Below are 23,437 nucleotides of genomic sequence, written 5' to 3' on the forward strand. Positions count from 1 at the left end.
CGCTAAAATAACGCGGTTTCTACGTTTAATACAGAAGAGTAAGTTTACAAAAATGTCAGAGTTCGATCGAAAAATCATTACCGACGCGATTACTCGCATGCTGGCACGACGAGAGCATAGCTTTAACGAGGTAGTGCGCAAGCTACAGCAAAAAGGAATAGTGAGTGAGGCTTTCATGCCTATTCTGGAGGAATTTAAAGACGCTGATATTCAAAGTGACGCTAGGTTTGCTGAAAGCCGAGCGCGCGCACTGTATTTAAAAGGAAAGGGGCCTCGTGCAATAAAACTAGACTTACAGCAATATGGTGTAGACGAGAGTACTGCTGAGCATGCAATGGCAGAGATTGATGCTGACTGGTTTGAAAGTGCGAAAAAAGTAAAAGAAAAAAAGTTTGGCGAGTTTTATGAAACAGAATTCGCCTTAAGGCAAAAGCAAAAACAATTTTTGCAATACCGTGGTTTTTACCAGGAACACATCGATTATGCGGTTAGTGCTAATTAAACTAAACGTTTCTTTTCGGCCAGTTTTGCCACGCTCCGCACCTTCATACTAATCACCCAAACGAATATCCGCTATTTTTTACTAAATTAGGTAAAATTTGGCGGTATCTCGTGCCCTTGCCACTTAACAAAATTGCGCTTTCCGTGGTATTGTTGCGCAAATTTGTGCGCATTTTTACTATTCAAAGAATGGTAATAAGGTGTGGCACATTGAGTAATGACGAAATGTCCCGATTATAAGTCTTATCAAACAGGCAATTCGCACGTTTCAAAAATAGAATAAAGGAAGTTAGGTTTTCAATGACATTATCAACTGCTGACTTACGTAACAAGTTTATCGATTATTTTAAAAGCCATGGCCATCAGGCAGTGGCAAGCTCGTCACTGGTGCCGGCAGATGATCCCACACTTCTTTTTACCAACGCGGGCATGAACCAGTTTAAAGACTGCTTCTTAGGTGCAGAAAAGCGTAGTTATACTCGAGCAGTCTCTTCGCAGCGCTGTGTGCGCGCCGGTGGTAAACACAACGACCTTGAAAACGTAGGTTATACCGCCCGTCACCATACTTTTTTCGAAATGATGGGTAACTTTAGTTTCGGCGATTATTTCAAAAAAGAAGCGATCGAATTTGCATGGAACTTTCTAACTAAAGAAGTCGGTTTACCAAAAGAAAAGTTACTCGTTACCGTTTACTCTGACGACGACGAAGCGTTCGATATTTGGGAAAACCACATCGGTGTGCCTAAAGAAAAAATCATCCGTATCAGCACATCAGATAACTTCTGGTCAATGGGTGATACTGGTCCTTGTGGCCCTTGCTCTGAGATCTTTTATGACCACGGTGCACACATCTGGGGTGGCCCTCCGGGAACGCCTGAAGAAGACGGCGACCGTTTCATTGAGATCTGGAACTTGGTATTTATGCAGTTTAATAAGCAAGCTGACGGTACCATGGAGCCGCTGCCAAAACCGTCTATCGATACGGGAATGGGCCTTGAGCGTATTTCAGCTATTTTGCAAAACGTGCACAGCAACTACGAAATTGACCTGTTCCAAAACTTGATCAAGTCAGCGGCATCAATTGTTGGTACTGACGACTTAGAAAACAAATCTTTGCGTGTTATTGCCGATCATATCCGTTCGTGCAGCTTCTTAATTTGTGATGGTGTAATGCCTACCAATGAAGGGCGAGGCTATGTGTTGCGCCGTATTATTCGTCGTGCGGTTCGACATGGCTACCAGCTAGGCGCAAACGATATCTTCTTCTATAAGCTGGTGGCATCACTGGCTAAAGAAATGGGCGAGGCGTATCCGGAACTTGTCGACCAGCTGCCTGTTATTGAAAAAGTACTGCGCGTTGAAGAAGAGCAGTTTAGCAAAACCCTAGCTCGTGGTATGGCTATTCTAAACGATACTCTGGAAACCCTGGAAGGCGATACAGTACCAGGCGATGTAGTGTTTAAGCTTTACGACACTTATGGTTTCCCTACAGATTTAACAAACGATGTGGCTCGTGAGCATGACCTTAAGATTGACGAAGAAGGGTTTGAGGCTGCTATGCAAGCACAGCGCGCTCGTGCTCAGCAGGCAAGTAACTTTGGTGCAGACTACAACAGCAAACTTGCCATTGACCACACAACCTCATTCACAGGTTATACCGATGTAGAAGGGCAGGCTAATGTGGTTGAACTTATTGCCGACAATGCATTCGTAGAAAAGCTAGAAGACGGTCAGGAAGGCGTTGTGGTATTAGATAGCACACCGTTCTACGCTGAAAGCGGTGGTCAAGCAGGTGATAAAGGTGTGCTTCGCGTGGCAAACGGTGAATTCATTGTTACTGACACCCAAAAAATGGGTAATGCATTTGCTCACAAAGGTATTGCTAAAGGCTCGGTGTCTAAAGGTGATACGGCAACGGCGGCAATTGATTCTGGAAACCGTGAAGCCATCAAAAAGAATCACAGTGCTACCCACTTACTTCACGCCGCGCTACGTGAAATTCTTGGTGAGCACGTAACGCAAAAAGGCTCATTGGTTGAAGCGTCTCGTATGCGTTTTGATTTTTCCCATTTTGAGGCGGTTACCGCTGAGCAACTTACAGAGATTGAAAAACGCGTTAACCAAGAGATACGCGCAAATCATACTCTAGCCACTGAGCTTATGGACCTAGAAGAAGCCAAAGCATCAGGTGCTATGGCGCTATTTGGCGAAAAGTACGATGAAAAAGTTCGCGTTGTAACCATGGGCCCATTCTCAGTAGAGCTATGTGGCGGTACACACGTTACGCGCACAGGCGACATCGGCTTGTTTAAAATTACCAGTGAGGCGGGTATTGCTTCGGGCGTTCGACGCATCGAAGCGGTTACAGGTGAGCAAGCCCTTGAAGTTGTACAAGCACAACAGGCTACCTTGGCTTCGCTGTCTGGTTTACTGAAAACTGACAGCCAAAATGTACTCGATCGCATAGTTTCTTTACAAAATCAGACTAAAGAACTAGAAAAAGCGCTCAATTCTGCGAAACAAAAACTGGCGAGTCAGCAAGGTGCTGATATGCTTAGTAATGCAGTAGAAATAAATGGCGTTAAAGTTCTTGTTGCGAATTTGGAAGGTGTTGAAGCGAAGTCGTTGCGTTCAATGATGGATGACATTAAAAACCGAATTGGCGAAGGGATCGTAGTATTAGGTGTGGCCAACGATGCGAAAGTGAATCTTATTGCTGGCGTTACTAAAAACCTCACCGGTAAAGTAAAGGCAGGCGAGCTGGTTAACTTTGTTGCATCTCAAGTAGGTGGCAAAGGAGGCGGACGTCCTGACATGGCACAGGCAGGTGGAGATCAGCCTGAAAACTTGAACCAGGCACTAGATTCGGTTAACGCTTGGTTACAAGATAAGCTATAATTATTTTTGTGTATAACAGTGAGTTTTTGAAGTGACACAGAAACAGGGAATCACTGTCGCTACCATCGGGTCGTGCCGTTGGGTTGGCAAATATTAATGGATGATGTTCAGTATTAAGGAACAGGAGCAAGCGAATGCTTATTTTGACTCGTCGAGTTGGTGAAACGCTTATGGTAGGTGACGATGTAACCGTTACCGTACTAGGCGTAAAAGGGAATCAGGTACGTATAGGTGTTAACGCACCAAAAGAAGTTTCTGTGCACCGTGAAGAAATATATATGCGCATTCAGGCAGAAAAAGGCGGTCAGCCAGGCTCTGCAGAATAATTGCATAATACGCTTCATAGGAAAAGGTCAGCTATTGCTGGCCTTTTTTGTTTTTCTTGACCCATCCTAAATAGCGTTGACACTTTTCAAACTTAATTTGGAGAGTGTAATGAAATCAAATAGCAAAAGAACTCAACGCGATTATTCCCTCGCTTTTAAACTGGCCGTTGTAGACCAAGTTGAAAAAGGCGAATTCACATATAAACAAGCACAAGACCACTACGGAATTCAGGGGTGTTCAACGGTTTTAGTTTGGCTTCGTAAGCATGGTCGTTTAAATTGGACGGATGGTACACCTGAGTTTCTTAAACGAGGTAACTGCGTGGATAAGTCCAAAGTAGAGTTCACTCCAGAACAGCGTATTAAGGCACTGGAGAAAGAGCTTGCTGATACGAAAATGAAAGCTGATTTCTTTGAAGCCGTCGTGAATGTTCTTGAAACTGATTATGGAGTAAGCGTTGTAAAAAAGCGCAAAAGAAAGTCATCCAGGAAAAAGTGATAGACGGGGTTTCCGTAGCCAAAGCTTGTCGTTATCTGAATATTTCTCGCCAGGCCTATTACCAACATTGTGCTCGTTCAATCAAGCGCGAAGCGCATGAGGCTAGAGTCATTCAATTCGTACGTCATGAGCGAATGATTCAACCTCGCATCGGTGCTAGGAAATTACAGTATCTTCTTGCGCTCGTAAAAATAGATATTGGTAGGGATCATCTCTTTAATTTACTAAGAGAAAGGCGTCTATTAGTGCCTACAAAGCGTGCCTATCACAAAACAACGAACAGTCATCATCGGTTCCGCTGTCATCCCAACCTTATTAAAGCGGGGTTAAAAGCGGATAAACCCAATCAGCTATGGGTAGCGGATATCACGTACTTACCGACGCGAACTGGAGAGAGTTATGTGAGTCTCATTACAGATGCTTATTCGCGGAAGATTGTGGGCTATCAGGTCGACGATAACATGCGAACGCAGTCAGTAAAGCAAGCATTTACTCGAGCGCTTAAACAAAAAAGTACAAACGAAAAACTCGTACATCATTCTGACAGAGGTATACAGTATTGCTCAGAAGAGTATCAAAAACTCCATAGAAAACATGATGTACAGTGCTCAATGACAGATGGCTACGACTGCTATCAAAACGCCCTTGCAGAGCGGATAAACGGTATTCTTAAAAATGAATACTTACTCCATAAGCCAAGAGATTTAGAAGAAGCGAGAAAGATGGTTGCAGAGTCAGTAACAATCTATAATGGTAGGAGGCCACATCTGGCTCTTAAATACAAAACGCCCGATGAAATACATCGGGCGTTTTAACCGAAATAAGTGTCAACCTATTTCAGGACTAGTCATCTAGCACTCCCCGCTAACAAAAACTTTGAAGCGATTGAAAAACATAAAATCATTAAGTAAGCGTTTTAGGCATAAAGGTAGCAACTTGGACAGTCCACTTTGCATGGCCTGCTTTTTAACCTATACCTTTTCTAGAAGCGATACAGAAAACCTGCTAAAGCTTTTTATCAGCGGCCTTAAAGCGCGTAAGTAGAACTCAAGCGAGCAATACACAGCGGTGCAGCTGAATTGAGGCGAGAATATTTAAAAATAACTGACATTATTTTTGAAAATTTGTGCACATTAACAAAGAAAAAGTGGTGACAAAGGTAAAGGGGCCTTGTAGTTTCAAATACAAATTGGTTAATAGTGACAAATGAAATCTGATTTAATTGTTTGTATTGCGAACAATTTACTGGTTTTTTGTTCGAATCGTTTAAAATGGCAGCGAGTGAACAATTTCTTTATAAAAAAGGTTTGACTCAGGCCAATGAATCCGTAAAATGCACCCCGCAGTCAAGGAGAGGTGGGTGAGTGGCTGAAACCAGTTCCCTGCTAAGGAACCATACGCATATACGCGTATCGAGGGTTCGAATCCCTCCCTCTCCGCCATTATTCGTTGGCAGTGACGGCCAACAACAAGTTTTGCGCGTGTGTAGCTCAGCTGGATAGAGTACCTGGCTACGAACCAGGCGGTCGGAGGTTCGAATCCTTCCACACGCGCCACTTATTTTAAAGCGTCACCTTTTGAGGTAATATTCAAAAGTAAACAAGTTAACGCGTGTGTAGCTCAGCTGGATAGAGTACCTGGCTACGAACCAGGCGGTCGGAGGTTCGAATCCTTCCACACGCGCCATATTGAAGAGCCCACCTTTTTAGGTGGGCTTTTTCATTTCTTAAATCCTTCAATTCTTCTTTTCTTTCTAAGCTACTTTCGCATAAAGCCCCAGCTTCATATAAATACAATGCATATGTTGCAAATTTATTAAGTAATAATGCATTAAGTTTCATATTGTGGGGGTTTATTCAATTTTAAGTGGTTTTTTATGCTGTTTTGTTGTGTTTTGAAAAACCTCGTGATACTTATTCAGGTACAAAATAACAACAGGATTGAATATGAATTCGGAATCCGTCGCTAGTTTGCTCATTGAAGCAGGCTCTCTTATGCTCATAGGAATGGTATTTGTCTTTTCATTCTTGGGACTGCTTATTGTCGGCATTCATTTGATTGCACGTTTTTGTGAAGCATTTCCAGGTGAAACATCAGAGCCTTTAGCTACTTCAGCTAAGTTGAGCCGAAACGATCAAGCGGTACAACCAGGAATAGACGGTAATGTCATCGCTGCTATTTCTGCTGCAATTCATACCCATCGCCAAAATTCTAAAAAATAATCCATATCAGGAGTTACCATGTCTAAGCCTCTGGCCCTTACCGAGCTGGTCCTGCGTGATGCCCATCAATCGCTTCTTGCTACGCGTATGCGTATTGAGGACATGCTTCCCATTGCTGAAAAGTTAGATAAGGCAGGCTTTTGGTCTGTTGAATCTTGGGGCGGTGCGACCTTTGACGCCTGTATCCGTTACTTGGGAGAAGACCCATGGGAGCGTATTCGTAAGTTAAAGGCAGCCATGCCCAATACCAAACAGCAAATGTTATTGCGTGGTCAAAACTTATTGGGTTATCGCCACTATGCTGACGATGTCGTTACTCGCTTTGTAGAGCGCGCTCACGAAAGCGGTGTAGACGTATTTAGGATTTTTGATGCCATGAATGACATCAGAAATTTGAAAACTGCTATTAAAGCTACCATAGACAGCGGCGCTCACGCGCAAGGCACGATTTCTTACACAGTAAGTCCTGTGCATAATCTAGAGCTGTGGCTAGATATGGCTAAACAACTTGAAGATCTCGGCGTGCATTCTATCTGTGTAAAAGACATGGCCGGGCTTTTAAAACCCTATGAGTGCGAAGCGTTAATTACAGGGTTAAAAGAAACCGTCGATGTGCCTATCGCCATGCAGTGCCACGCCACAACAGGTTTGAGCACGGCAACTTACCAAAAGGCCATCGATGCCGGTATTGATATGCTCGATACAGCTATTTCATCAATGAGCATGACCTACGGTCACAGCGCAACGGAAACTATGGTCTCAATCGTTGAAGGCACAGAACGCGACACGGGTATTGCGTTACCTGAACTGGAAGACATTGCGAGTTATTTTAGAGAAGTCAGAAAGAAATACAGCAAATTTGAAGGAAGCCTTAAAGGTGTAGATGCACGTATCCTGCTGGCCCAAGTGCCAGGTGGCATGCTAACCAACATGGAAAGTCAGCTAAAAGAGCAGGGTGCTGAAGATAAGTTTGAAGAGGTGTTAAAAGAAATCCCTCGGGTACGTGAAGATCTTGGGTTTATCCCTCTTGTAACGCCCACCTCGCAAATTGTCGGTACGCAGTCGGTACTTAATGTGCTAACTGGCGAGCGCTATAAGAGCATTACCAAAGAAACGGCTGGTGTACTTAAAGGCGAGTATGGTGCTACTGCGGCTCCAGTAAACAAGGAACTACAAGAGCGTGTGCTAGATGGTGCAGAGCCTGTAACATGCAGACCTGCTGATAACATTGCGCCTGAACTTGATGCGCTGAGTAATGAGCTAGATGAACTGGCCGAGAAAAAACAACTTTCGCTGTCAGATGATAAAATTGATGATGTGCTGACTTATGCTCTATTTCCCCAGATCGGCCTTAAGTTTATCGAAAATCGCGGCAATCCTGATGCGTTTGAACCTGCACCGGGCGCTCAAAAGGCTAGTGATACCCTTGCGCCAGAACCAGTTAGCACAGCGTCGAACGCGCAAAGTGCAACCTCGGCTGAATCATATGATGTAAACGTAGATGGTAAAGTGTATCGCGTAGAAGTGGCACCCTCAGGTACGCTAACAAGCGTTACGCCAGCCAATACGTCTCAACCCCAGCAACAAACTGTTAGCACAGCTTCACCTGCCGCTGCGTCATCGCAGTCAATTGATGCGCCACTAGCGGGTAACGTATTCAAAGTATTAGTACGAACTGGCGATAGTGTATCTGAAGGTGATGTAGTGATGATCCTCGAAGCCATGAAAATGGAAACAGAGATCCGTTCAGCGTATACCGGTACGGTCACTGACATTTCCGTGGGTGAAGGCGATGCTGTAACTAGCGGTCAACCGTTAATCTTATTGGGGTAATACATGGATAAGTTAATGGTACTTTGGGATAGTACCGCACTTGCGCATTTTGAAGCAGGCCAGCTCGTCATGATGGCGGTAGGCTTCGGGTTACTCTATTTAGCCATTGTTAAGAAGTTTGAGCCACTGCTCTTATTACCCATTGGTTTTGGAGCACTGCTTACGAACATTCCAATTGCTGGTTTTTCAGAAGCGGGTGGCTTACTGCACTACATCTATAAAATTGGCATTGATACAGGCGTCTTCCCATTGCTCATTTTTATGGGAGTAGGTGCAATGACAGACTTCAGCGCGCTTATTGCAAACCCTAGAATGTTACTGCTTGGCGCAGCCGCACAGTTCGGTATTTTTGCGACCCTATTTGGCGCTATTGCGTTAAACCTTATTCCTGGTTTCGAATTTACACTAAAAGATGCAAGCGCTATTGCCATTATAGGGGGCGCAGATGGGCCGACGGCCATCTTCCTTGCTTCACGTTTAGCCCCTGACTTACTAGGTGCTATTGCGGTTGCCGCTTATTCTTACATGGCGCTGGTGCCTATTATCCAGCCGCCCATTATGAAAGCGCTGACCACAAAAGAGGAACGCGAAATTAAAATGGGCCAACTTCGACCTGTTTTAAAGCGTGAAAAAATTATCTTTCCGCTCGCCGTGTTGTTTATGACCATTTTGTTTTTACCAGCCGCAACGCCGCTCGTAGGTATGTTCTGCTTTGGTAATTTGATGAAAGAATGTGGCGTTGTCGACAGGTTAAGTAAAACAGCCCAAAACGAACTTATCAATACCGTGACCATATTCCTCGGTTTAGCCGTGGGTTCTAAGCTATCAGCTGAGGCATTCCTTACAGTGGAAACCTTGGGTATTCTGGGCCTAGGCGCAATTGCATTTGGTATAGGAACCGCTGCTGGCGTGTTAATGGCTAAGTTAATGAGTAAGCTATCGGGCGGGAGTATAAACCCGCTCATTGGTGCTGCGGGTGTATCTGCCGTGCCTATGGCGGCGCGAGTCGTGAATAAGGTTGGCTTAGAAGCAAACCCTCATAACTTCCTGTTGATGCATGCAATGGGGCCTAATGTAGCCGGTGTTTTAGGAAGTGCGGTCGCTGCAGGTATTTTGCTAGCACTGGTTGGCTAACTAGCGTAACGCAAATTTGATATTGAGAGGGCAGTTTACTGCCCTCAGCGCTTTAACGGATTGTATTTTGCGGCACTAGCGACTGGTAAGCGGTAACCAGTTTCTTTGTTCGGGTGTGCTGCGGCCATCTGAAAATAGTTTCAGTTTTACCTTCCTCCACAATTTCGCCGCCTTCCATCACCACAACTCTATCTGCAATATGCCGGACAATCCCTAAATTATGGCTGATGAAGATAAATGCTAAGCCCAGCTCTTGCTGTAGTTGCAGTATTAGGTTCACTGTCTGCGAGCGAATAGTAGGGTCTAATGCAGCAAAGGGTTCATCTGCAACAAGCACTTTGGGTTTTAGTACTATAGCCCTAGCCAATGCCACGCGCTGCTGTTGGCCGTCAGAAAGCATGTGCCGGTAAAAATAATAATGCTCGCGTAGTAACCCTACTTTTACCAACATATCTTCGATAATAGGCTTGCGTTCGGCTTCGCTAAGGCCCGTATTCAAACGCAAGGGTTCGTCTAAGATTTTGCCTACCGGAACCGATGGATTCATCGATTCCGCACTGTGTTGCAGAATCATACGAATGTCGTGGGTCCGCTTGCGTTGGCCGTCTTTTGACTGGTACTTGGCTAAATACTTGTGAGTGTTTATTTCAATTTCACCCGCATCGGCAGGTAGGGCGCCAACTAATAATTTAGCAAGAAGGGATTTACCCGAACGGTTTTCCCCTATGATGGCAATAGTTTCCCCTCGTTTAACGCTCATATTAACCGGGCCAAGTTGAAATACCTCAGGCCGCTTTAACCAGCGCTTCTTTTCGTTATGTATAAACGTAAGGTCTTTTACCTGCAAAATGTCCATCACAGCTTCTCCATATGTAGCGGGTAATGACAGCTGTAGCTATGATCGTGAATTTTGCGTACGGCGGGCGTTTGCACACAAGCACGCTGGGCTCGTGGACAGCGGGGGCCTAAACGACAACCAATAGGCAAATGTTGTAGCGTTGGTATAGAGCCGCTTAACGTAGGTAGCGCAGACTTAGGCGGTAAGTCCTTTCTGAAGCTTGGCGCACTGTCTAATAGCGCCTTAGTGTAAGGGTGAAGAGGGCGCTTTTTAATGTGCTTCATCTTTCCCGATTCTACCGTTTGCCCCGCGTAAAGAACTGTCATTGAATGCGACATACTCGCAATGGCAAGCAAATCATGGCTGACAAACAAAATCGATAGCGAGCGAGTTTGATTAAGACGCGTAAAGAGTTTTAGGATCTGCGTCTTGGTTGTGGGCTCCATACCTCGAGTGGGATCATCTGCGATAAGTAATTTGGGTTGAGACACTAGCGCCATCGCTATCATGAACTTTTGCCCAATATCAGCGGGAATTTGGTGAGGGAATGCACTTAAGTAATGTTTGTGATGCTTTATTCCCACCTTATGTACAGTACTTATCGCTATCTTCTTTCTGTGCTGCGCACGTTGCCAAAACCAGCTACCTTCAACAAATTCATCAGGAATGCTTTCTTCAAGCTGTTCACCAAGCGTGGCCGACGGGTCAAGCGCCGCTTGCGGGTTTTGAAAAACCACCGCAATTTCACGGCGCATCACTTCACGGCGCTGTTGAACCGACATACCTAATAGGTTTTCTCCATTCCAGCTCATGCGGTCGGCGGTTAAATTCCACTGGTTTGGAAGCGCTCCGCATATCGCCGATACAATAAGGCTTTTACCAGAACCTGACTCGCCCACAAGTGCACGAATCTCGCCTGAACTCACTGACAAATTTACCTTGTCCAGAGCCTTTATGGTGCTGTCACCGTTTTGCATTTCTAAGGTGAGGTTTTTGATATCAAGCATTGGCATGTTAGTGACTCACCCTTTTTCTCAATGAAGAACGTAAGCCGTCACCCACGATATTGATAGACAGTACAATAAAAAATATCGCCATACCGGGTACCGCTACATTCCAAGGCGCTAGGTAAGTAACGTCTAATCCGTCAGCTAGAATTACACCTAATTCAGGTAACGGTGATTGAGCCCCCAAGCTTAAAAAGCCAAGCGCCGAGATATCAATAACTGCGATAGAAAGAGCCAGTGTTCCTTGAACCACAAGCATTTCCGTCATATTAGGTAAAATAGAGTGTACAAAGAGCTGCCATTTGCTTGCACCGTCAAGCGTTGACGCAACAATGTAGTCTTTCTTCATTTCTGCCCGCACGAAACTGCGCGTGTGGTGCACAAACTGAGGAATAAGGGCTAGGGTGATAGCCCACATACTGTTGACCAAACCCGTACCAAGTATTGCAACTATGATAATAGCAATCAGTAGGGTAGGGATCGCCATAAGCGCATCGAGTAAGTGATTCGCAACACTTGAGCGAACCCCGCGTAACATACCAGCAAGCGTACCTAAACTTACACCAACTAGCATCGCAAGTACTACGGTTAAGAAGGCCGAGCCCAGCGTTGTTCTGCAGCCGTAAATAATACGGGTAAATAAGTCTCTTCCTAACGCGTCTGTGCCGAACAAATGAGTAATAGAACCATTCGCTAACCAGCTAGGCGGAATTAGCAATCCGTCGATGTTCTGTTCAACAGCGTCATAAGGGGTAATGAGAGGAGCGAATAAGGCGCACACCACAAATAGCGCTAGCAGAATTAAACCCAGCATAGAAATGTGGCTAGCCTTGAACGAAGCCCAGGTCCGTTGCCAAGGGGAGGGATGGAATTCTTCTTCGTACAAACTAAACTGTGGCACGCTCGTATTTCTCTCTACTTGGGTCAATCATACGGTTTAATACATCGACCAGAATCGTCAGGGTAATTACTACCGTGGATACCGCCATCATACCAATACGTAAAGCAGGGTAATCCCGTTGATAGATGGCTTGAATTAGCCAGTTGCCAATGCCTGGCCATGAAAACAAGGTTTCAACAATCATTGCATTGGTTATAAGCGTAGTAATCTGAATTGCCATCAGCGGCAAAATGGGAAGTAGTGCATTACGTAGTATATGGCGAAAGAATATTTGCCAACTAGAAAGCCCGCGAGACACAGCTGCAGCAATATAGGGGCGATGTTTTACATCTATAACTGAGCGCCGAGTAATGCGTACCATCGAGGCCGTGGTTATGGCGCCAATAGCAAATGTAGGTAGCGCTAAGTGTGATAGTGCATCTTTAAATGCTAAGGATTTGTTTTCGATATCCGACAGCAAAACGTCGAATAGAATAAAGCCTGTTACTGGCTCTATGTCGTAAATTAAACTTATTCGACCAGACAATGGGGCCACGTCTAATTCTAAACTAAATACCAGAATAAGCAGCAGAGCGAACCAAAAAACAGGGAAAGAATAGGTAGTAATGCTCGCACTATTTATTAAGTGGTCAGACGTTGAATAACAGCGGATGCCGGCGTAATAGCCTAAGGGGATGCCAATAAATAAGGCCATTAGCATTGCGTACGTGGCCAGTTCTATTGTAGCTGGCATCGCAATACCGACTTCTTCTCTTAAAGGCAGACCAGACGTAAAACTATAGCCCCAGTCACCGGTCAGCAAGTTACCTACGTAGTAAATAAACTGAAAAATATAGGACTGGTCTAGCTTAAACTGTTTCTCTAACGCGGCGCGCTGCATCTCATTTTGTGGCGCAAGCCCGGTCAGGTTTTCCAACGTATCGCCTGGAAAAAGGTAGGCCAGCGAGAACGAAATAATCGTCAACACTAAAAGCGTTAATATGAATAATGTGCAATATCTAAGGAGAATTTGGATCACAGTGCTTTCTCTACCCCGCCAAAACGCACACCGCCAAAGGGATTAATAGTCATGCCTTCTAACTCATTTCTATATGCTTGATAGCGATAGGCATGTGCAATGGGGACCACAGGAAGACGTTCGTATAATAGCCTATTTACTTGCTTGTAAATAGCCAATCTCTCGTCAATGTCATCGGTTTGAAGCGCCTCGTTAAGTAGCTTGTCATAACTATCATTGCACCACATTGCCCGGTTCGTTCCAGATGGGATTGCTCCGCAGCTCAACAAGGGGCGATAAAAGTTGTCAGGGTCGCCGTTATCGGCAGACCAGCCGATTAATACGGAGTCGTGCAGACCTTCTTGTAGATGACGTCTAAATGTAGCCCAATCGTAGCTAACGATAGTTGCATCTACGCCCACATCGCGAAGGTATCGCTGAATCAGCTCGGCCATCTTCGTTGCGTTGGGGTTGTAAGCGCGCTCGACCGGCATGGCCCATATTGTCATTGAAAACCCAGGGGCTATTCCTGCATCGGCCAATAACTTACGCGCTAGAACAGGGTTGTAAGCTGTGTCATCGGCATCGTTTTGAAATGCCCAGCTAGCCGCAGGCAACAGGGTCTTAGCCCGTGTTGCACTGTCGAAATAAACTGCTTCTAATAAGGTGTTTTTATCAATAGCCGCGGCGAGCGCTCGCCTTACATCGGGGTCGTCAAACGGCGGGCGCTGAGTATTAAAGGCCCAAAAGCCTACATTTAGCCCAGGTTTTTCCGCTAATGTCAGATCGTCCTCTGTTCGAATCACTTCAAGTTCCGTTTGTGCCGGGAATGCAGTTGCATCACATTCTCCAGTCATCAGCTTAGCTAGTCGTAATGAACTTCTTGGAGTGATGTCAAAAATGAGCTGCTCAACCAAGGGCGTTTTTAGCTTTTTTTGTTGGCTTAAACTTTGTAGCTCTGATGTTATGTTGCTATCGCTGTTGTCACCTTCTCCAAATGACTGTGTGCGCCAATAGTTTTCATGGCGTAAATATTTAATAAAGTGGTCTTTGCGATAGCTGTTGAATTTAAACGGTCCTGTGCCAACGGGAAGTTCATCAATTTTGCTAGGTGTTCCAGCTTCAGCAAGTTGTTCGGCATATTCTTCTGACAGAATAACGGCGAAGTCTGTGGCTAAATTAGACAAAAATGAGCTGTCACGACGCTTAAGCGTAATTTCAACGCGATAGCCGTTTACCCGTTCAACTGACGCAATATTTTGAGCAAGACCAATACTTTCAAAATACGGATAACGCCCACCCGACACATAATGGTAGGGATGCGAGCGCAAACGCCATCGGTTGATGCTAAAAATAACATCGTCTGCGTTGAAGTTTCGTGTTGGCTTGAAATAGTCCGTTGTGTGAAACCAAACATCTTTACGAAGCTGAAAGGCGTAGGTGAGCCCGTCATCACTAACTAGCCAGCTACTAGCAAGACTCGGCACAATGCGACCAGAATCGGGGTCGAAATCAAGTAGTCTATCGTACAGTTGGTGAGATGATGCATCAGAGGTTGTGCTCGATGTATCAAGCTGCGGATTAAAAGTTACTGGGTTGCTTTCAGAACAATAAATAATACCCGTATTATAAAACGCTTGTTTATTCTGTTTAGCACAGGATGCAACAAGAAGCGCTGTACATAAACATAATGACAAACGCTTCACCAAACCATGGGACATGCTCTACGCCTCGACGTTTTCAGCGGAAGAATCTAGTAAGTTATATTTTTTGAGATAGCCTCGCAGCTGATGATAAGTCAGGCTCAATTTTTCAGCGGTTTTCTTTTGATTAAACTGACTGTCAGCAAGTGCCTGTTTTATCATATCTATCTCATGTTGTTGAGAGCGTTCTTTCAAATCTATGGGATATTCGACAATTTCCTGCGTTTTAGCAGGGGTAAGTGGTGTAACGTCAGCACTTTCAATACGTTCATTCACCATTGGCGTGTCTGGCTGCGCAACAAGGTTAGGCGAATCTGTGGCGCTCACTCTATCATTTGTTTTAACTCTACCTTTCGGACGGTAGGCTGACTCGAAGGGGTCTAACACTATTTCATGGACGGGAAGGTGGGGGTTATTCGTTCTGTATACTGCACGTTCGACCACATTTTTAAGCTCACGGATATTACCAGGCCAATCATAATCAAGCAGAGTGCGTTTTGCTTTTTCAGTGAAGCCGCTAAACAGTTCCATTTCCATTTCACGGGCCATATTAATAGCGAAGTTTTCAGCTAACATCATGATATCTTCTCGACGCTCGCGAAGGGGCGGGATGGTGATAACGTCAAAAGCAAGACGATCGAGAAGGTCTGCGCGAAATTCACCGGCATCGGCAAGGGCTGGCAAATCTTCATTGGTAGCTGCGATAAGGCGTACATCGGTTTTTACTGACTTACTGCCACCTACGCGCTCAAATTCACCATATTCCACTACCCGCAGTAGCTTTTCCTGAATAAGACCCGATGTGTTAGCGAGTTCGTCAAGGAATAGGGTACCGTTGTGCGCCACTTCAAAGCGACCTTCGCGACGTTTCGAAGCGCCGGTAAAGGCACCAGCTTCATAACCGAAAAGCTCACTTTCTAATAAACTTTCACTTAGTGCCGCGCAATTCAACTTAATGTAGTTTTGATCCCAGCGCTTTGATAAGAAGTGCAGGCGCGCAGCAATCAGCTCTTTACCAGTGCCTCGTTCGCCAATGACGAGGACGGGTTTATCTAGCGGTGCAATCTGTGAAATTTGCTCTAAAACTTCTAGAAAACTATTTGCTTGGCCAAGTAAATTGTCTTGCTGTCGATACCTACTCATTAAATCCCTCAAAAATTAGTCATTTCGACCAATTAATAGTGTAGAACAAAAGATATTGATAAACGAGCATTATTTGAGCGCATGGAAAATGTATATAAAATAATAGGTTAGCATCTGAATAAAGTTGGCAAGTATATTGAATGCTACCTATACCAAGAGTAACCTATTTATCAAGTGTGGTGTTTTCTAACACTTACCATTTTAGCAAGAGGTAATTATTATGGGTATCTTCTCGCGTTTTACAGATATTGTGAATTCGAATATTAATGCGATTTTAGACAAAGCCGAAGATCCTGAGAAAATGGTTAGATTAATCATTCAGGAAATGGAAGACACGTTGGTTGAGGTGCGCTCTGCATCTGCAAAGACGCTAGCTAATAAAAAGGAAATTGCTAATCAAATTGCAAAGTATGAAAGCGATGCAAATGATTGGGAAGCAAAAGCAGAACTTGCGTTAAGCAAAGATAGAGAAGACTTGGCGCGCGCTGCGCTGCAAGAAAAGAAAAAGTCTGCAGAAGCTGCTGAAGCGCTAAGTAAAGAATTGGCCGTTGTTGAAGAACAAATCAGCAAGCTTCAGGATGAAATTGGTCAGCTTCAAGAAAAGCTTGCCGATGCTAAGAGCCGTCAGAAAGCCATTATTATGCGTCAGAAAACCGCAAGCTCTCGTCTAGAAGTCAAAAAGACACTAGATAGTACGAAAGTAGATAATGCAATGGGGCGCTTTGAGCAATACGAGCGTAAAATCGATGACCTTGAATCACAGGTGGAAGCTTATGATTTGGGTAAAAAGACGCTGCAAGATGAGTTTGCAGAGCTAGAAGCCAGTGACAAAGTGGAAGATGAACTAGCTGCGCTTAAAGCCAAGGTAAAAGGTGCAAATAAAAGCACTGAAAAATCAGAATAATAAAAATAAGGTATACCCTCTTGATGGAAAACCGTGAAGAGGGTAGTTACATCAGAGTTTGTAGGAGACATTGAGATGGACGAAGGTACAATTGCAGTGTTGGTTATGCCCCTTGTGGTGTTCTCAATATTTGTTGCTCCCATTTGGCTAATTTTACACTATCGAAGCAAAAAGCAGGTCAATCAAGGATTGAGTGTTGAGGAGCACGCCTCTTTACAAGATCTTGCTGAAAAGGCAGAAAAAATGAGTGAGCGTATTGAAACATTAGAGGCCATTCTAGATAGTGAGGCGCCAGAGTGGAGGAATAGAGCATGAGAAATGGTAAGCAGTCTCTATCGCAACCCCGAAAATGCACGCATTGCAGGTGTGTGTTCAGGTATAGCCGAATACTTTGGGTTGGAAACCTGGTTAGTGAGAATCTTAGTCGTTACCGGTTTCTTTCTACTTGCAGGTCCGTTTATCTTTGTCGCCTACATAGCCGCTTGGTTCATTTTAGATAAGAAGCCTGCTGGCCTTGATGATAAGCCTACAACACCGGTTTTTTCAAAAGGTAAAGGCTGGACGAATCCAAACGCTGGACAGGTAAAAAGCCCTAAAGTTGAGGTGAAAACCAAAGTTTGGCAGGCTGGAGAGCCACCGAAACAGGCGTTTCACGATATTCGCAATCGCTTTGAAAAAGCAGAAGTTCGTCTACGTAAAATGGAAACCTATGTGACGTCTCGTGAATATCAGCTAAATAAAGAAATTAGCCGTCTATAGCTGGCCTTACAGCTCACAAGAATCTAAAAGAAAGCCGCTCGCAATGGGCGGTTTTTTATTATCTAAATCAAGCGCTTTAGTTGCCTATGTAAAATTCCTGTTACAGCAAATATGAAGTTGTCATGAGGTCATCCACTTTTCGGCGCCGTGAATTTCATTAGACTAAAAGGTAAGTTATTTCACACCTATTGGTTACAGAAGTTATGCCAAAATCAACGCAATACCAGTCGAGAGAATCTGATGAAAATGGCATTATTCATTGGTCAGATGAAGAAAACCAAATTTGGTCGGAGCTTTATGCGAGACAAATTCCACTGGTAAAAGAAAGAGCTTGCCAAGAATATTTGGACGGGCTTGATTTGTTGAAATTGAACGAAAAAGAAATTCCTCAGTTGCCAGACATCAATAAAGTTCTGATGGAGAAAACGGGGTGGCAAACTGCTGAAGTGCCTGCGCTAATAAATTTTGGTGAATTTTTTAGGTTGTTGGCAAACAAGCAATTTCCTGTCGCTACTTTTATTCGTACTCGAGAAGAGTTTGATTATCTTCAAGAGCCCGATATTTTTCATGAGGTATTTGGACACTGTCCGCTTTTAACAAATCCAGCTTTTGCTCATTTTACCCATACATATGGTAAGTTGGGCCTAGCGGCCAGTAAGGAAGACCGAGTTTACTTAGCGCGCCTTTATTGGTTCACGGTAGAATTCGGACTAGTGCGTGCTAAGAATGAATTAAAAATATATGGCGGGGGTATCTTGTCCTCACCGGGCGAAACTATTTATGCGTTAGACAGCGACACACCGTTACGCAATCCACTAACTGCTATCGACGCTTTGCGAACACCTTATCGTATCGATATTATGCAGCCTCTTTATTATATCCTGCCGGAATTCGACCATTTGTTCGAATTAGCAGAAATGGACATCATGGCACTCGTGGAAAAAGCAAAATCGTTAGGGTTGTTTTCCCCACTTTTCCCACCGAAAGAGAAAAAAGCCAGCTAACGCTATTGTTAATTAAATGTGTTTTATATAGGATGCCGCTCATCGAAGCGGCATTTTTTTGTCTCTGGGGTTTAGTCCTTTGTCCTTGTGTAGTTTGTGCCTCAAACTAAGCTGCTTATCGCAATTTTAAAGTTCTGTAACATTTATCTTGTTATCTTTTTGTAAAAGTGTGATATCCTGTACATATATGTTTACAATAAAGCTATAACACCCTATGCGTCTAGAAATAAGCTGTCAGGACCGTCTTGGTATCACTCAAGATGTTTTAGATATCCTCGTTACCAAAGAAATAGATTTGCGTGGTATTGAAATTGATCCCGCAGGTAAAATTTTCCTCAATTTTCCCAACATTGAGTTTGCTGATTTTCAGCATCTTATGCCTCAGATACGTCGCATCGACGGTATCGATGATGTTAAAACAACTTTATTCATGCCGGGAGAGCGAGAGAAAAACCAACTCTCTGCGATTTTAAGAACATTACCTGATCCCGTTTTCTCTATAGATGCAAAAGGCAATATTTTATTGTGTAACGAAGCGGTGAGCGCAGGGCTTGAAATGCCAAGCACTGAAATCATCGGTACCGAAGTTAGTGAAATTGTTAAGGGGTTTAACTTTACTAAATGGATGGATGGAAAGTCACCAGGCCCACAGTCTTCAAAAGTGAAGTTTATTCAGCAGGATTATCTTGCCGATATGCTGCCTATCACCGTACCAGATGGTGAACAAAATATGATTATGGCAGGCGCCGTTGTTATATTGAAATCGGAAATGCGCCTTGGCCAGCAGTTTACTGCTTTCCACCAATCGCCAACTGACAGTTTCGACCGCTTTATTGCTCAGTCACCTTTTATGAAGCGAGTGGTTCACGAAGCCAAGCGCATAGCAGATTTAGACGCACCTATTTTAATTTTCGGCGAGACAGGTACGGGTAAAGAGATGATTGCCAGAGCATGTCATCAGTCGAGCCGCCGCAGTGAAGGGGCGTTTTTAGCGCTTAATTGCGCATCGCTACCCGACAGTGTGGCAGAGACTGAGTTGTTTGGTTACGCTGCTGGTTCGTTTAACCAGCCAAGCGCTAAGGTGGGGCTATTAGAACAGGCAAAAGGCGGTACGCTTTTACTTGATGAAATCGCCGATATGTCTTCACAACTTCAGGCCAAATTGCTTCGGGTTTTAGAGGACGGTGAGTTTAGACGCGTGGGAGACTCGGAACCGGTTAAAGTCGACGTGCGATTTATTTGTACTACGTGCCGAGACTTAGGTCAGCTGGTGGAAGAGGGGCGATTTAGAAAAGAGCTGTATTATCGCCTAAACGTGTTGAGTTTAGTAATGCCGTCTTTAAAAGACAGAAGGCAGGATATAGTACCCCTAGCCGAATCTTTTATTGTACAGCACAGTACTAAACTGGGTCGCCGTCCCGCAAAACTTAGCAAGTCTTGCGTAGATTTCCTTCAGCAGTATCCATGGCCTGGTAATGTAAGACAGCTTCAAAATGCCCTTTACCGTGCACTATCACTGCTAGATGGAAAAGAAATTACCAAAGAAGATATTCAACTGCCAAGCTGTGCACCTAGTGTTACCTATATAGATGAGAACTTCGAGGGAACACTAGATGAGGAAGTGAAGAAGTTTGAAAAGGACCTGCTCAAGCGCTTATACCCTTCCTATCCAAGTACACGCCAATTAGCGAAAAAGCTAGGATTGAGCCATACTGCCATCGCCAATAAGTTGCGAGAGTATGGCATCAACAAAGCGACTGTTAAACTATAACAAACTAAAAAGTATTGCCCTTTGGTTCACGCATAATGGCAAAGGGCAATAGGGTTTGAGCCTTTCTAGTAACCCTACGCATCCGTTACGATTAATTTACATTGCTTGCAGAGCAGACTATCCGCGCCTTTCGTTCCCGATTAACAACTTTGTGCGTACACCCTTTCTTACAGCCAAACAAAACTTCGTAGCTCAAACACTTCTCAAGTTGTACCAACTAGTGGCATAACAGTATTCACATAATGCTTACAATCTGCTGGCGCTTTAAGACTACTCTCATTTCAAATTATACAAATCGAGAGCTTAGGCAAATGGGCCAAGCAAAAGAGATATGTCGAGGAACGAACAATGAAACTAGCGACCTATAAAAATGAAACCCGCGATGGCTGCCTGATGGTAGTGTCAAAAGATCTTTCTCGCGCTTGCAGTGCAAAGGACATTGCAAAAACAATGCAGCACGCACTGGATAATTGGAAAGAGATAGCGCCTCAGCTTCAAATGAAATACCAAGCACTTAATGACGACACCTGTGAAAGCGTTCCGTTCGACGCTTCTCGCTGCGAGTCTCCTTTACCACGTGCGTATCAATGGGCTGACGGTAGTGCTTACGTAAACCACGTTGAATTGGTAAGAAAGGCACGAAATGCAGAAATGCCCGAAAGTTTTTGGACCGATCCACTCATGTATCAAGGTGGTTCAGACGATTTTATTGGGCCTCTTGATGACATTATTCTGCCAAGTGACGACTGGGGCATTGATTTTGAGGGAGAAGTCGCCGTTGTTACCGATGACGTGCCGATGGCATGTTCATCCGAGCAAGCTTCAGAGCGCATCCGCCTTATTATGCTGGTTAACGATGTATCCCTTCGAGGCTTGATTCCTGGTGAACTAGCAAAAGGGTTCGGTTTCTTTCAGTCTAAACCTGCTTCTAGCTTCTCGCCAGTTGCGGTAACTCCAGACGAGTTAGGTGATGCTTGGAAAGATAATAAAGTTCATCTGCCGCTACGTTCAACCTATAACGGAGAATTGTTCGGCAAGCCCGAAGCGGGACAAGATATGACCTTCGATTTTGGTCAGCTAGTTGCACATGCAGCGAAGAGCAGAAACTTGGGCGCGGGCGCAATTATTGGCTCTGGTACAGTGTCAAATAAGCAAGGTACAGATTATGGTTCGGCTATTTCTGAGGGTGGGGTAGGTTATTCATGTATTGCCGAAGTACGTATGATTGAAACGATACGGGATGGCAAACCTTCTACGCCTTTCATGCAGTTTGGTGACCGTATTCGAATTGAGATGCTAGATACAGAGGGTAAATCAGTATTCGGTGCTATCGAGCAGCAGGTAAAGCCGCTGAGCTAAAGAATAAGCATCGATAAGGGGCGAAAGGGGCAACGGCTTTTTGTTCACTGACAGGCTTTTATATGTAATGCTGGTCGTTGTGTTTCGTCCAATCATTAATAGAAGGTAAAGTGTTGTTGCATAGCAACAATTAGCGTTTTCCTCGGCTGCATGTTTGACTGATGGAGTATTACCATGAGCATCAAGCTTTACGGTTATTGGCGTTCAACCGCCACGTATCGAACACGAATTGCACTTAATTTAAAAGGTGTTGAGTACGAGTATGTGCCAGTGCATCTTGTCAATAACGGCGGGGAGCAGCATAGCGGTGAGTATTCACGGCTGAACCCTGCACACCTTGTCCCCACTTTTGTTGATGAAGACGAAGATATCATTCTTAATCAATCGCTAGCTATCATTGAATATCTCGATGAGAGATACGAGAGTGAGCACAGGCTAGTGCCAGAGCACTTAACAGAGCGTGCTAGAGTAAGAGCGTTAGCGCAAGATATTGCCTGTGACATTCAACCCATAGGCAACCTTCGAGTGTTAAATGCACTTCAAGGTAATTTTGAGGCCTCTCAGGATGATGTGGCTAATTGGGCTGCGCATTGGATCGCGTTAGGGTTTGATGGAATTGAAAAGCGCCTGCAAACCCAAACTGGTAGGTATTGTTTCGACTTCGACGTTACCCTTGCTGATATCTGTTTAGTACCGCAAGTGTATAACGCACAGCGCTTTAACGTGGATATGACCCGCTATCCGCTAATCAGTAAAATAGCGAACAACTGTAATGAGCTGAATGCATTTGAAAAGGCGAGACCTGAGAATCAAACCGACGCAGTTTGAATGGTATGGGGTCAGAGTCGTGACTCTGACCCCATAACTTTTTGCTATTGGCGTTTTATTGGTAGCTCGGTGGTGTTTTTCACCTGTTTCAATGCAAATGTAGAGCTTAAATGATCAACAAGAGGAAGGTGGGTCAATTTCGTTTTAAGTAAAAATTCGTATTCTTCAATACTTTCTACTATCACTTTCAGTAAATAGTCTTTTTCACCGCTTGTGGTGTGGCACTCTACTATTTCATCAATATTTTGAACCGCATTTTCAAAGTCGGTCAGCGAGTCACCGTCATGGTTTTTAAGCGTGACATAGATAAAAACTGATACACCTAAATTAAGCTTCTTACTGTTTAGCAGAGTAACTTTACCTAGGATAATTCCATCGGCTTCCATTCTCTTTACGCGACGCCAACATGGTGTATGCGACAAACCAACACGTTGACTTAAATCTGCCATTGATACCGTGGCGTCTTGCTGAAGCACGCGCAAAATTTCACGGTCAAACTTATCCAATTTCATTAACACTGTTTCCGTCGTCTTTATGATGTTTATTATATATCAAAAAAAATTCTAGGATAGCTATCCTAGAAAAATAGTATTCAATTCTATTGCGTTTCAGTTTGTAAAATTCATTAACAAACTTTGCAAGGCATGTCCTCAGAACTATCAGATACACTTTTCAAAATGTCGATGATCTTTGCAGTACCGCCGCTAGGCCAATAAGTGTATCGCAAATCGTTATCAGACTCTCACATCATTCCAAATGAGCGCCGTTTAGAATTCGTGACAGCTCAGACTTGGATAAGTTTTAACTCAT

At 44.2% G+C, this 23,437-nt stretch carries 21 protein-coding genes and 3 tRNA genes; 17 read left to right on the plus strand and 7 right to left on the minus strand.

The features are described 5' to 3' along the window. Positions 1 to 52: 52 nt before the first annotated feature. The 10 genes from ACYX4W_RS08545 (at position 53) to ACYX4W_RS08590 (ending at position 9,413) form a co-directional block, all read left to right on the plus strand. A complete protein-coding gene (locus tag ACYX4W_RS08545) occupies positions 53 to 502 on the plus strand; it encodes a regulatory protein RecX (RefSeq protein WP_476075278.1) in 450 nt (149 codons plus the stop codon). Positions 503 to 801: 299 nt separating this feature from the next. Then, on the plus strand, positions 802 to 3,399 hold the full coding sequence (gene alaS, locus ACYX4W_RS08550; protein ID WP_476075279.1) for an alanine--tRNA ligase: 2,598 nt from the start codon (positions 802 to 804) through the stop codon (positions 3,397 to 3,399). 134 nt (positions 3,400 to 3,533) lie between these two features. After that, the gene (gene csrA, locus ACYX4W_RS08555) at positions 3,534 to 3,725 is read left to right on the plus strand and encodes a carbon storage regulator CsrA (RefSeq protein WP_012517705.1); all 192 of its coding nucleotides are present in this window, start codon (positions 3,534 to 3,536) and stop codon (positions 3,723 to 3,725) included. A 109-nt stretch (positions 3,726 to 3,834) separates the two neighbouring features. Continuing rightward, a protein-coding gene (locus ACYX4W_RS08560; protein WP_476073589.1) for an IS3 family transposase occupies positions 3,835 to 5,039 on the plus strand; the annotation gives its coding sequence in 2 pieces (ribosomal slippage) (positions 3,835 to 4,207 and positions 4,207 to 5,039; 1,206 coding nt in all). A gap of 535 nt (positions 5,040 to 5,574) precedes the next feature. Continuing rightward, a tRNA-Ser gene (locus tag ACYX4W_RS08565) sits at positions 5,575 to 5,666 on the plus strand. Positions 5,667 to 5,703: 37 nt separating this feature from the next. Continuing rightward, positions 5,704 to 5,780, plus strand: a tRNA-Arg gene (locus tag ACYX4W_RS08570). A gap of 53 nt (positions 5,781 to 5,833) precedes the next feature. Continuing rightward, a tRNA-Arg gene (locus tag ACYX4W_RS08575) sits at positions 5,834 to 5,910 on the plus strand. A gap of 260 nt (positions 5,911 to 6,170) precedes the next feature. Continuing rightward, entirely contained in the window at positions 6,171 to 6,446 is a 276-nt protein-coding gene (locus ACYX4W_RS08580) for an OadG family protein (protein WP_474808148.1), read from the plus strand. Between the two features lie 18 nt (positions 6,447 to 6,464). Then, positions 6,465 to 8,279, plus strand: coding sequence for a sodium-extruding oxaloacetate decarboxylase subunit alpha (oadA, locus tag ACYX4W_RS08585; RefSeq protein WP_476075280.1), 1,815 nt, complete (start codon positions 6,465 to 6,467; stop codon positions 8,277 to 8,279). Between the two features lie 3 nt (positions 8,280 to 8,282). Next, positions 8,283 to 9,413, plus strand: coding sequence for a sodium ion-translocating decarboxylase subunit beta (locus ACYX4W_RS08590; RefSeq protein WP_476075281.1), 1,131 nt, complete (start codon positions 8,283 to 8,285; stop codon positions 9,411 to 9,413). Between the two features lie 52 nt (positions 9,414 to 9,465). On the opposite strand, the gene ACYX4W_RS08595 is transcribed toward ACYX4W_RS08590, so the two are convergent. From ACYX4W_RS08595 to pspF, 6 genes are read right to left on the minus strand one after another with little or no spacing between them, the layout of a single operon-like run. Further along, positions 9,466 to 10,269 carry an ATP-binding cassette domain-containing protein gene (locus ACYX4W_RS08595; RefSeq protein WP_118489956.1) on the minus strand — a complete coding sequence of 268 codons (804 nt, stop codon included), beginning with the start codon at positions 10,267 to 10,269 and terminating at the stop codon, positions 9,466 to 9,468. Next, the gene (locus tag ACYX4W_RS08600) at positions 10,269 to 11,264 is read right to left on the minus strand and encodes a peptide ABC transporter ATP-binding protein (protein ID WP_179982689.1); all 996 of its coding nucleotides are present in this window, start codon (positions 11,262 to 11,264) and stop codon (positions 10,269 to 10,271) included. Before ACYX4W_RS08600 ends, ACYX4W_RS08595 begins: the two co-directional genes overlap by 1 nt. A 1-nt stretch (position 11,265) precedes the next feature. Then, positions 11,266 to 12,159, minus strand: coding sequence for an ABC transporter permease subunit (locus tag ACYX4W_RS08605; protein ID WP_474808142.1), 894 nt, complete (start codon positions 12,157 to 12,159; stop codon positions 11,266 to 11,268). Next, positions 12,146 to 13,177: an ABC transporter permease subunit gene (locus ACYX4W_RS08610; RefSeq protein ID WP_476075282.1), complete on the minus strand. Its 1,032-nt coding sequence runs from the start codon at positions 13,175 to 13,177 to the stop codon at positions 12,146 to 12,148. The genes ACYX4W_RS08605 and ACYX4W_RS08610 overlap by 14 nt, the downstream gene beginning before the upstream one ends. Next, on the minus strand, positions 13,174 to 14,877 hold the full coding sequence (locus ACYX4W_RS08615) for an ABC transporter substrate-binding protein (RefSeq protein WP_476075283.1): 1,704 nt from the start codon (positions 14,875 to 14,877) through the stop codon (positions 13,174 to 13,176). Before ACYX4W_RS08615 ends, ACYX4W_RS08610 begins: the two co-directional genes overlap by 4 nt. 3 nt (positions 14,878 to 14,880) lie before the next feature. After that, positions 14,881 to 16,002, minus strand: coding sequence for a phage shock protein operon transcriptional activator (gene pspF, locus ACYX4W_RS08620; RefSeq protein WP_476075284.1), 1,122 nt, complete (start codon positions 16,000 to 16,002; stop codon positions 14,881 to 14,883). A 220-nt stretch (positions 16,003 to 16,222) separates the two neighbouring features. Between pspF and pspA the strand changes: the two genes are divergently transcribed. The 7 genes from pspA to maiA all read left to right on the plus strand — a co-directional run bounded on the left by pspA (position 16,223) and on the right by maiA (position 22,627). Continuing rightward, positions 16,223 to 16,906: a phage shock protein PspA gene (gene pspA / locus ACYX4W_RS08625; RefSeq protein WP_474808134.1), complete on the plus strand. Its 684-nt coding sequence runs from the start codon at positions 16,223 to 16,225 to the stop codon at positions 16,904 to 16,906. A 75-nt stretch (positions 16,907 to 16,981) separates the two neighbouring features. Then, complete coding sequence (gene pspB, locus ACYX4W_RS08630; protein WP_025254416.1) at positions 16,982 to 17,221, plus strand: envelope stress response membrane protein PspB; 240 nt, start codon at positions 16,982 to 16,984, stop codon at positions 17,219 to 17,221. A 3-nt stretch (positions 17,222 to 17,224) separates the two neighbouring features. Next, on the plus strand, positions 17,225 to 17,665 hold the full coding sequence (gene pspC / locus ACYX4W_RS08635; protein WP_476075285.1) for an envelope stress response membrane protein PspC: 441 nt from the start codon (positions 17,225 to 17,227) through the stop codon (positions 17,663 to 17,665). A gap of 203 nt (positions 17,666 to 17,868) precedes the next feature. Beyond that, a complete protein-coding gene (gene phhA / locus ACYX4W_RS08640; RefSeq protein ID WP_476075286.1) occupies positions 17,869 to 18,669 on the plus strand; it encodes a phenylalanine 4-monooxygenase in 801 nt (266 codons plus the stop codon). A gap of 214 nt (positions 18,670 to 18,883) precedes the next feature. Beyond that, on the plus strand, positions 18,884 to 20,440 hold the full coding sequence (gene tyrR, locus ACYX4W_RS08645; RefSeq protein WP_474808129.1) for a transcriptional regulator TyrR: 1,557 nt from the start codon (positions 18,884 to 18,886) through the stop codon (positions 20,438 to 20,440). Between the two features lie 348 nt (positions 20,441 to 20,788). Further along, positions 20,789 to 21,799: a fumarylacetoacetate hydrolase family protein gene (locus ACYX4W_RS08650; RefSeq protein ID WP_476054709.1), complete on the plus strand. Its 1,011-nt coding sequence runs from the start codon at positions 20,789 to 20,791 to the stop codon at positions 21,797 to 21,799. 174 nt (positions 21,800 to 21,973) lie between these two features. Further along, positions 21,974 to 22,627 (plus strand): maleylacetoacetate isomerase, encoded by a 654-nt coding sequence (gene maiA / locus ACYX4W_RS08655; protein ID WP_476075287.1) that lies wholly within the window; start codon positions 21,974 to 21,976, stop codon positions 22,625 to 22,627. Between the two features lie 44 nt (positions 22,628 to 22,671). On the opposite strand, the gene ACYX4W_RS08660 is transcribed toward maiA, so the two are convergent. Further along, the gene (locus tag ACYX4W_RS08660) at positions 22,672 to 23,139 is read right to left on the minus strand and encodes an Lrp/AsnC family transcriptional regulator (protein ID WP_014948689.1); all 468 of its coding nucleotides are present in this window, start codon (positions 23,137 to 23,139) and stop codon (positions 22,672 to 22,674) included. Positions 23,140 to 23,437 lie beyond the last annotated feature (298 nt).

Source organism: Alteromonas sp. ABH4_454, from assembly GCF_056311775.1.

What these genes read in the sequence shown, in the direction of transcription:
- csrA (WP_012517705.1), top strand. Translation starts at nt 3,534, where the DNA reads ATGCTTATTTTGACTCGTCGAGTTGGTGAAACGCTTATGGTAGGTGAC.
- ACYX4W_RS08660 (WP_014948689.1), bottom strand. Translation starts at nt 23,139, where the DNA reads ATGAAATTGGATAAGTTTGACCGTGAAATTTTGCGCGTGCTTCAGCAA.
- ACYX4W_RS08615 (WP_476075283.1), bottom strand. Translation starts at nt 14,877, where the DNA reads ATGTCCCATGGTTTGGTGAAGCGTTTGTCATTATGTTTATGTACAGCG.
- ACYX4W_RS08600 (WP_179982689.1), bottom strand. Translation starts at nt 11,264, where the DNA reads ATGCCAATGCTTGATATCAAAAACCTCACCTTAGAAATGCAAAACGGT.
- ACYX4W_RS08590 (WP_476075281.1), top strand. Translation starts at nt 8,283, where the DNA reads ATGGATAAGTTAATGGTACTTTGGGATAGTACCGCACTTGCGCATTTT.
- oadA (WP_476075280.1), top strand. Translation starts at nt 6,465, where the DNA reads ATGTCTAAGCCTCTGGCCCTTACCGAGCTGGTCCTGCGTGATGCCCAT.
- alaS (WP_476075279.1), top strand. Translation starts at nt 802, where the DNA reads ATGACATTATCAACTGCTGACTTACGTAACAAGTTTATCGATTATTTT.
- pspC (WP_476075285.1), top strand. Translation starts at nt 17,225, where the DNA reads ATGGTAAGCAGTCTCTATCGCAACCCCGAAAATGCACGCATTGCAGGT.
- ACYX4W_RS08545 (WP_476075278.1), top strand. Translation starts at nt 53, where the DNA reads ATGTCAGAGTTCGATCGAAAAATCATTACCGACGCGATTACTCGCATG.
- tyrR (WP_474808129.1), top strand. Translation starts at nt 18,884, where the DNA reads ATGCGTCTAGAAATAAGCTGTCAGGACCGTCTTGGTATCACTCAAGAT.
- ACYX4W_RS08580 (WP_474808148.1), top strand. Translation starts at nt 6,171, where the DNA reads ATGAATTCGGAATCCGTCGCTAGTTTGCTCATTGAAGCAGGCTCTCTT.
- pspA (WP_474808134.1), top strand. Translation starts at nt 16,223, where the DNA reads ATGGGTATCTTCTCGCGTTTTACAGATATTGTGAATTCGAATATTAAT.
- phhA (WP_476075286.1), top strand. Translation starts at nt 17,869, where the DNA reads ATGCCAAAATCAACGCAATACCAGTCGAGAGAATCTGATGAAAATGGC.
- ACYX4W_RS08595 (WP_118489956.1), bottom strand. Translation starts at nt 10,269, where the DNA reads ATGGACATTTTGCAGGTAAAAGACCTTACGTTTATACATAACGAAAAG.
- ACYX4W_RS08650 (WP_476054709.1), top strand. Translation starts at nt 20,789, where the DNA reads ATGAAACTAGCGACCTATAAAAATGAAACCCGCGATGGCTGCCTGATG.
- maiA (WP_476075287.1), top strand. Translation starts at nt 21,974, where the DNA reads ATGAGCATCAAGCTTTACGGTTATTGGCGTTCAACCGCCACGTATCGA.
- pspB (WP_025254416.1), top strand. Translation starts at nt 16,982, where the DNA reads ATGGACGAAGGTACAATTGCAGTGTTGGTTATGCCCCTTGTGGTGTTC.
- pspF (WP_476075284.1), bottom strand. Translation starts at nt 16,002, where the DNA reads ATGAGTAGGTATCGACAGCAAGACAATTTACTTGGCCAAGCAAATAGT.